We start from the raw sequence: 7,021 nt of genomic DNA, 5'->3' as shown, positions 1-7,021 counted from the left end.
GCGGTAGTGCCGGCCGCTGGCCGGCAACCCCGGCCATGCCGGGTTCAGGCGATGCCGGCCCGCGGCCGGCACGATCCTCAGTGCTCGTGCGCGGCTGGCGCGGCGGCGCCGCCTTCCAGCTGGTCGAGGAAGTCGACCGCGCGGCGCAGGTGCGGGATCACGATGGAGCCGCCCACCACCAGGCCGACCGAGAAGGTCTCGAAGAACTCCTCGCGGGTCACCCCGGCGTCCTTGCACTGGGCCACGTGGTAGCTGATGCAGTCGTCGCAGCGCAGCACCATCGAGGCCACCAGGCCCAGCAGCTCCTTGGTCTTCACGTCCAGCGCGCCGGCCTGGTAGGTCTGCGTATCCAGCGCGAAGAAGCGGCGCACCACCTGGTTCGGTTCGCCCAGGATGCGCTCGTTCATGCGCTTGCGGAACTCGGTGAACTCGGCGATGCGGTCCTTGCTGCCGTCGTCGGCCGCGCTCATGCCTGGCCCTGCCCGGCCAGCAGCGGCTCGAGCTTGCCTTCACGGTGCAGGGCCATCATGTCGTCGTAGCCGCCGACATGGACGTCGCCGACGAAGATCTGCGGCACGCTGGTGCGGCGGGTCAGCGCCATCATCTTCTCGCGCTCGGCCGGGTCCAGGTCAATGCGGACCTCGGTCCACTGCTGGCCCTTGCTCTTCAGGAAGTTCTTGGCGGCCACGCAGTACGGGCAGACGGCAGTGGAATAGATGGTAATGGCGGGGGCACCGCCGGCGGTCTGGGCTGTCACGGGAAACTCCACGATGGATCGACGGTCTACATATGGTACCGGTGCGCTGGAATTTCCACGCCACGGCCGCAACACTGTGGATTAACGAATGGTTGCCCCCCGCCCTGCCACGCTTGGCGCGCCCCGCCCGAGGACCTTCTGCTTGCGAGCCCTGCTGCTGACTACCGCCGTCACCCTGGCCCTGGCCATGCCGCTGGCCCAGGCCCAGGAGAAGCTGCCCGACATCGGCTCTTCGGCCGGCGAGCTGCTGACCCCGGCCCGCCAGGCCGAGTACGGCGCGATGATGCTGCGCGAGCTGCGCAACTACGGCTACCTGCTGGAAGATCCGCTGGTCAACGACTGGCTGCAGACCATGGGTACCCGGCTCGGCTCCAACAGTGACCAGCCGCGGCAGCCGTACACCTTCTTCGTGATGAACGACCGCCAGATCAACGCGTTCGCCACGCTGGGCGGCTACATCGGGGTCAATGCCGGACTGGTGCTGACCGCCGAGCGCGAGGACGAGGTCGCTGCGGTGCTGTCCCACGAAATCGCCCACGTTACCCAGCAGCACGTGCTGCGCGGTGTCGAGCGCGCCCAGCGCGACCAGATCCCGATCCTGCTGGGCATGCTGGCGGCGGTAGTGGCCGCCCAGGCCAGCAACAGCACGTCGTCCGGCAACGCGACGATGGCCGCGATCAGCTCGGGCATGGGCCTGATGCAGCAGCGGCAGATCAACTACACCCGCTCCAACGAGTCCGAGGCCGACCGTCTGGGCATCCGCACCCTGTCGCGCAGCGGCTACGACGTGGATGCCATGGCCGGCTTTTTCGAGCGGATGTCGGCAGCCATGCGCGGCAACGAAGGCGGCTACAGCGTGCCCGAGTTCCTGCGCACCCACCCGGTCAACATCACCCGCATCAGCGAGGCCAAGTCCCGCGCCCAGCAGATGAAGAAGGATACGGTGCTGCTCACCACCAGCACCCCCACCGGCGAGCGCAAGGAGCGGGTGGACCCGGCAGATCCCAGCCTGGGCGAGCCGCTGTTGCGCGGCAACAACCCGCTGCTGCCCAGCAGTGTGCTGCGCCTGCCGATCGGCCAGCTCAACCGTGGCGCCAGCGGTGACTTCGAGTGGGCGCGTGAGCGCCTGCGCGTGCTCAGCGCGGACTCCACCCCCGAGCTGGAGCGCGAGTACGCCGACCTGGCCAAGCGGCAGAAGGACGGCCTCAACGATGCGCAGCGCTACGGCCAGGCGCTGGCGGTGATGCGCGGTGGCCGTGCCGGTGCCGGCCAGGCCCGGCAGACCCTGGCCGGCCTGCTGCAGAGCCACCCCGGCAACCTGTGGCTGGCGCTGGGGCTGGGCGAGGCGGAGTCGCGCGCAGGCCAGGCGGCCCAAGCCAACAGCCGCTTCGAGCAGCTGCTGCGCGAACACCCCAACAGCCGCCCGGTGGCACTGACCTATGCCGAGATCCTGAACGAACAAGGCAGCCGCGAAGCCGGCCAGCGTGCGCAGGCGATGCTGCGCCCCCTGCTGTCGCAAAGCGGTAACGATCCGGTCTTCCAGCAGCGTTTCGCCCGCGCCAGCGAGTTGGCTGGCGACAGCGTGCGCGCCAGCGAGGCCTATGCCGAGGCCGCCTTCCTCAGCGGGCGGCCAGAACAGGCGCTGATGCAGCTGCAGGCGCTCAAGCGCAACCCGGCGCTGGATTACATCGGCCGCGCGCGGGTTGACGCCCGCATCGAATCGATCACCCCGACGGTGCTGGAGCTGCGCCGGCAGGGCGTGCAGGACCCGGACCTGGACCGCCGCTGAGCACCGCATGACCGGCCGATGGCAATCCAGGCCGGTTCCGGCCGGGTAGTCACAAACATGTCATCAAACCGTAGTCTACTGGCACCACTCCAGTAACCGAGCCCTACGGTGTCCTCGTGCAGAAACGCATCCTGATCGTCGATGACGAGCCCGCGATCCGTGAAATGGTCGCCTTCGCCCTTCGCAAGGGCGATTACGAACCGGTCCACGCCGGCGATGCCCGGGAGGCCCAGACCGCGATCGCCGATCGCGTTCCCGACCTGATCCTGCTGGACTGGATGCTGCCCGGCACCAGCGGCCTGGACCTGGCCCGCCGCTGGCGCAAGGAAACGCTGACCCGCGAAGTACCGATCATCATGCTGACCGCCCGCGGCGAAGAGAATGATCGCGTCGGTGGCCTCGAGGCCGGTGTCGATGACTATGTGGTCAAGCCGTTCTCGGCACGCGAACTGCTGGCCCGCATCCGAGCGGTCATGCGCCGCGCCCGCGAAGATGACGAGGACGGCAGCGTAGCCGTCGGCCCGATCCGTATCGACGGCGCCGCCCATCGCGTGTTCGCCAACGACCAGCCGGTGCCGATCGGCCCGACCGAATACCGTCTGCTGCATTTCTTCATGACCCATCCCGAGCGCGTCTACACCCGCGCGCAGCTGCTGGACCATGTATGGGGCGGCAGCGTGTACGTGGAGGAGCGCACCATCGACGTGCATATCCGCCGCCTGCGCAAGACGCTGGAGCCGTTCAACGCCGAGAACATGGTGCAGACCGTGCGCGGCGCCGGCTACCGCTTCTCCACTGCTACCTGAGTCTCGTCGTGCCGGCACCGCGCACCTGCGGGTGCCGGTGCCGGCAACTCTGCTATAACCCTCGGTTCACCCCAGTGAACCGCCGCACCTCAACGACGAGATCGCAATGCCCCGCCACATCCGCTCTGCCTGGTTGAAGACCCTGGCCACCGTTGCCGCGGTGCTGCTGTTCGCCGGACTGGTGGGGTGGTTCACGGGCCATCTGTGGTTGTGCATCGCACTGGGCGCGCTGGCGACCCTGGCCTGGCATTACTGGCGCCTGCGCAGCGTTCTGCGCCGGCTGACCGCTCGCCAGCGCTGGGACACCGCCGAAGAAGGCACCGGCGTCTGGAACGAACTGGACCGCCTGCTGTACCGCAACCAGGTGGAAATGCGCGTGCGCAAGCGCCGCCTGCTGGACATGCTGCGCAGCTACCGCGCTGCTGCCGCCGCGTTGCCTGATGCCGTCGTCGTGCTGGATCGCAACAGCCAGCGCGTGCAGTGGTTCAACGAAGCGGCTACCGCTCTGCTCGGCCTGCACCATCCCGGCGACCTTGGCGAGGCCCTGGTCGAGCGCCTGCAGCCAATGCCGCTGGCGCACTGGCTGGCTGGTGGCCGCAATGCCGAGCCCATCCTGGACGTACCCTCGCCGGTCGATCCGGCGATCCGCCTGAACCTGCGCCTGATTCCCTATTCGTCGGACTACTGGCTGCTGATCGCGCGTGACGTCAGCAAGCTGCTGCGCCTGGAGCAGGTGCGGCGGGATTTCGTCGCCAACGTTTCACACGAACTGCGCACGCCGCTCACCGTGGTCCACGGCTACCTGGACATGATGGACCCGGAGGATTTCCCGGGAACCGGACCGATGCTGGAAGAAATGCGCAAGCAGAGCCAGCGCATGGCCCAGCTGGTGGAAGACCTGCTGACCCTGTCGCGCCTCGAATCGCAGGAACACAGCGAGGAAGAGACCGTGGCCATGCAGCCGATGCTGGCGACGCTGCGCCGCGAAGCCGAAGCGCACAGCCAAGGCCGCCACCAGATCAGCATCGACGACCTCGCCGGCGTTGACCTTCAGGGCTCGACCAAGGAACTGCACAGCGCCTTCTCCAACCTGGTCACCAATGCGGTGCGCTATACGCCGGCCGGTGGCCGCATCGCGGTGGAGTTCCGCCGCGAGGGCGACGGTGCGGTGCTGGCGGTGCGCGATTCCGGCTACGGCATCCCGGCCACCCACCTGCCGCGCCTGACCGAACGCTTCTACCGTGTCTCCAGCAGCCGCTCGCGCGAAAGCGGTGGTACCGGCCTGGGCCTGTCCATCGTCAAGCACATCCTCGGCCTGCACCACGCGCGGCTGGAGATTGAAAGCGAAGTCGGCAAGGGCTCGGTGTTCTCCTGCCATTTCGATGCCGACCACGTGCGCCCGCGCGAGTCCGCCCCCCTGACCTCCATCGAAGAATGACGCCATGAGCAGCCTCGGATCCCTCCCCCTCCCCGTGAGCCCGGACAACGATCCGTTGCGTGACCCGGCGCTGTACATCAACCGCGAGCTGTCGCAGCTGGATTTCAACTTCCGCGTGCTGGCCCAGGCGATGGACCCGCAGGTGCCGCTGCTGGAGCGCCTGCGCTTCATGTGCATCTCCTGCACCAACCTCGACGAGTTCTTCGAGATCCGTGCCGCCGCCGTGCGCCACGCGCAGGAGTACGGCCTGCCACCCGCACCGGACGGGATGAGCCCGCAGGCCATCCTGAGCGCCATCCATGACCGCGCCGCCGAACTGGTGGACCAGCAGTACCGCTGCTGGAACGAGACGCTGCGGCCGGCGCTGATGGAGGCCGGCATCGGCGTGCTCGGCCGCCACTCCTGGACCGACCGCCAGAAGCGCTGGCTGCGCGCCTACTTCCGCAACGAGATCATGCCGGTGCTGTCGCCACTGGGCCTTGACCCGGTGCACCCGTTCCCGAAGATCCTCAACAAGTCGCTGAACATCGTGGTGGTGCTCAAGGGCACCGATGCGTTCGGCCGCGCCGGCCACCTGGCCATCGTGCGCGCGCCGCGCTCGCTGCCGCGCATCATCCAGCTGCCGGAAAAGCTCGGCGGGCCCCAGAACTTCGTGTTCCTCTCGTCGGTGCTGTCGACCTTCGTCGATGAGCTGTTCCCGGGCATGGAAGTCCAGGGCGCCTACCAGTTCCGCGTCACCCGCAATTCCGAGCTGGTGGTGGACGAGGAGGAAGTGGAAAACCTGGCGCTGGCGCTGCGTGACGAGCTGGTCGACCGCGGCTACCGGCCAGCGGTGCGGCTGGAGATCGCGCACGACATGCCGCGCGAGATCGTGCGGACCCTGCTGCAGAATTTCGGCCTGACCGAGAACGCGGTGTACCGCATCGATGGCCCGGTCAACCTCAACCGCATCATCCAGCTGTACGATCTGATCGCGCAACCGGACCTGAAATACCCGCCGATGACCCCGCGCACGCTGCGCGACAGTGACGGCATCTTCGAGACGGTGGCGCGCCAGGACCTGCTCCTGCACCATCCGTTCGACGCCTTCACCGCAGTGCTGGACCTGATCCGGCAGGCGGCAATCGATCCGAACGTGCTGGCGATCAAGCAGACCCTGTACCGCACCGGCAAGGACTCACTGATCGTCGATGCGCTGATCCAGGCCGCGCGCAACGGCAAGGACGTGACCGTGGTGGTCGAACTGCGCGCCCGCTTCGACGAAGAAGCCAACCTCGGCCTGGCCGATCGCCTGCAGGAAGCCGGCGTGCAGGTGGTGTACGGCGTGGTCGGCTACAAGACCCACGCCAAGATGCTGCTGATCGTGCGCCGCGAGGGCCGCAAGCTGCGCCGCTACGTGCACCTGGGTACCGGCAACTACCACAGCGGCACCGCCCGCGCGTATACCGACATCAGCCTGATCACCGCCGATGCGGACATCGGCAATGACGTGCACCTGCTGTTCCAGCAGCTGTCCGGGCTGGCGTCGAAGATGAAGCTCAAGCGCCTGCTGCAGTCGCCCTTCACCCTGCACACCGGCATCCTCGGCCGCATCGAGCGCGAGACGCGCATCGCCGCCGCTGGCCGCCCGGCGCGGATCATCGCCAAGATGAACGCACTGAACGAACCGCAGGTGGTGCGCGCGCTGTACGCCGCGTCGCAGGCCGGCGTGCAGATCGACCTGATCATCCGCGGCGCCTGCACGCTGCGACCGGGCGTACCGGGCATCTCGGACAACATCCGCGTGCGCTCGATCGTCGGCCGCTTCCTGGAACACAGCCGCGTCTACTGGTTCGGCAACGACGGCGCACCGGAAATGTACTGCGCCAGCGCCGACTGGCTGGAACGCAACCTGCTGCGCCGGGTCGAGACCTGCTTCCCGATCCTCGATCCGGAACTGGCCAAGCGGGTCTACCGCGAAGTCCTGCAGAACTACCTTGACGACAACCTCAACGCCTGGGAACTGGACGCGCACGGCATCTACCACAAGCGTGCCCCAGCCCACGACGAAGCCCCGCATTCGGCGCAGATGGCGTTGATGCAGGGGCTGTGATCCGGTAGGTGCCGACCGTTGGTCGGCACGCATCGCCCATGCAGAACCAAGGGGTCAGAGCCCGTTGCGCAGCAACGGGATCCGACCCCGTGCCGTACCGACAGACCGCGGGAAACTGTCGAAGGCGGGGTGGGTCCGG

General features: G+C 67.8%; 6 protein-coding genes. 4 read left to right on the top strand and 2 right to left on the bottom strand.

Annotation, left to right across the window (positions count from 1 at the left end; genetic code table 11):
* Positions 1 to 77: 77 nt before the first annotated feature.
* Both HMPREF3114_RS00475 and grxC read right to left on the bottom strand, forming a co-directional pair.
* Complete coding sequence (locus HMPREF3114_RS00475; RefSeq protein ID WP_004154542.1) at positions 78 to 470, bottom strand: carboxymuconolactone decarboxylase family protein; 393 nt, start codon at positions 468 to 470, stop codon at positions 78 to 80.
* Positions 467 to 757 carry a glutaredoxin 3 gene (gene grxC, locus HMPREF3114_RS00470; protein ID WP_004154541.1) on the bottom strand — a complete coding sequence of 97 codons (291 nt, stop codon included), beginning with the start codon at positions 755 to 757 and terminating at the stop codon, positions 467 to 469. Before grxC ends, HMPREF3114_RS00475 begins: the two co-directional genes overlap by 4 nt.
* An 88-nt stretch (positions 758 to 845) precedes the next feature.
* On the opposite strand from grxC, the gene HMPREF3114_RS00465 reads away from it, so the two are divergent.
* The 4 genes from HMPREF3114_RS00465 to ppk1 all read left to right on the top strand — a co-directional run bounded on the left by HMPREF3114_RS00465 (position 846) and on the right by ppk1 (position 6,882).
* Positions 846 to 2,546 carry a M48 family metalloprotease gene (locus tag HMPREF3114_RS00465; protein WP_176746359.1) on the top strand — a complete coding sequence of 567 codons (1,701 nt, stop codon included), beginning with the start codon at positions 846 to 848 and terminating at the stop codon, positions 2,544 to 2,546.
* Between the two features lie 116 nt (positions 2,547 to 2,662).
* Complete coding sequence (phoB, locus tag HMPREF3114_RS00460) at positions 2,663 to 3,352, top strand: phosphate regulon transcriptional regulator PhoB (protein ID WP_005408258.1); 690 nt, start codon at positions 2,663 to 2,665, stop codon at positions 3,350 to 3,352.
* 106 nt (positions 3,353 to 3,458) lie between these two features.
* On the top strand, positions 3,459 to 4,790 hold the full coding sequence (gene phoR, locus HMPREF3114_RS00455) for a phosphate regulon sensor histidine kinase PhoR (protein WP_005415460.1): 1,332 nt from the start codon (positions 3,459 to 3,461) through the stop codon (positions 4,788 to 4,790).
* 4 nt (positions 4,791 to 4,794) lie between these two features.
* Positions 4,795 to 6,882: a polyphosphate kinase 1 gene (ppk1, locus tag HMPREF3114_RS00450; RefSeq protein ID WP_053500783.1), complete on the top strand. Its 2,088-nt coding sequence runs from the start codon at positions 4,795 to 4,797 to the stop codon at positions 6,880 to 6,882.
* Positions 6,883 to 7,021 lie beyond the last annotated feature (139 nt).

Source organism: Stenotrophomonas sp. HMSC10F07, from assembly GCF_001807895.1.
In the GTDB taxonomy this organism is placed as follows: domain Bacteria; phylum Pseudomonadota; class Gammaproteobacteria; order Xanthomonadales; family Xanthomonadaceae; genus Stenotrophomonas; species Stenotrophomonas sepilia.
The sequence above is the reverse complement of the archived record's forward strand: the minus strand, read 5'-3'. Positions and strand labels throughout refer to the sequence as shown.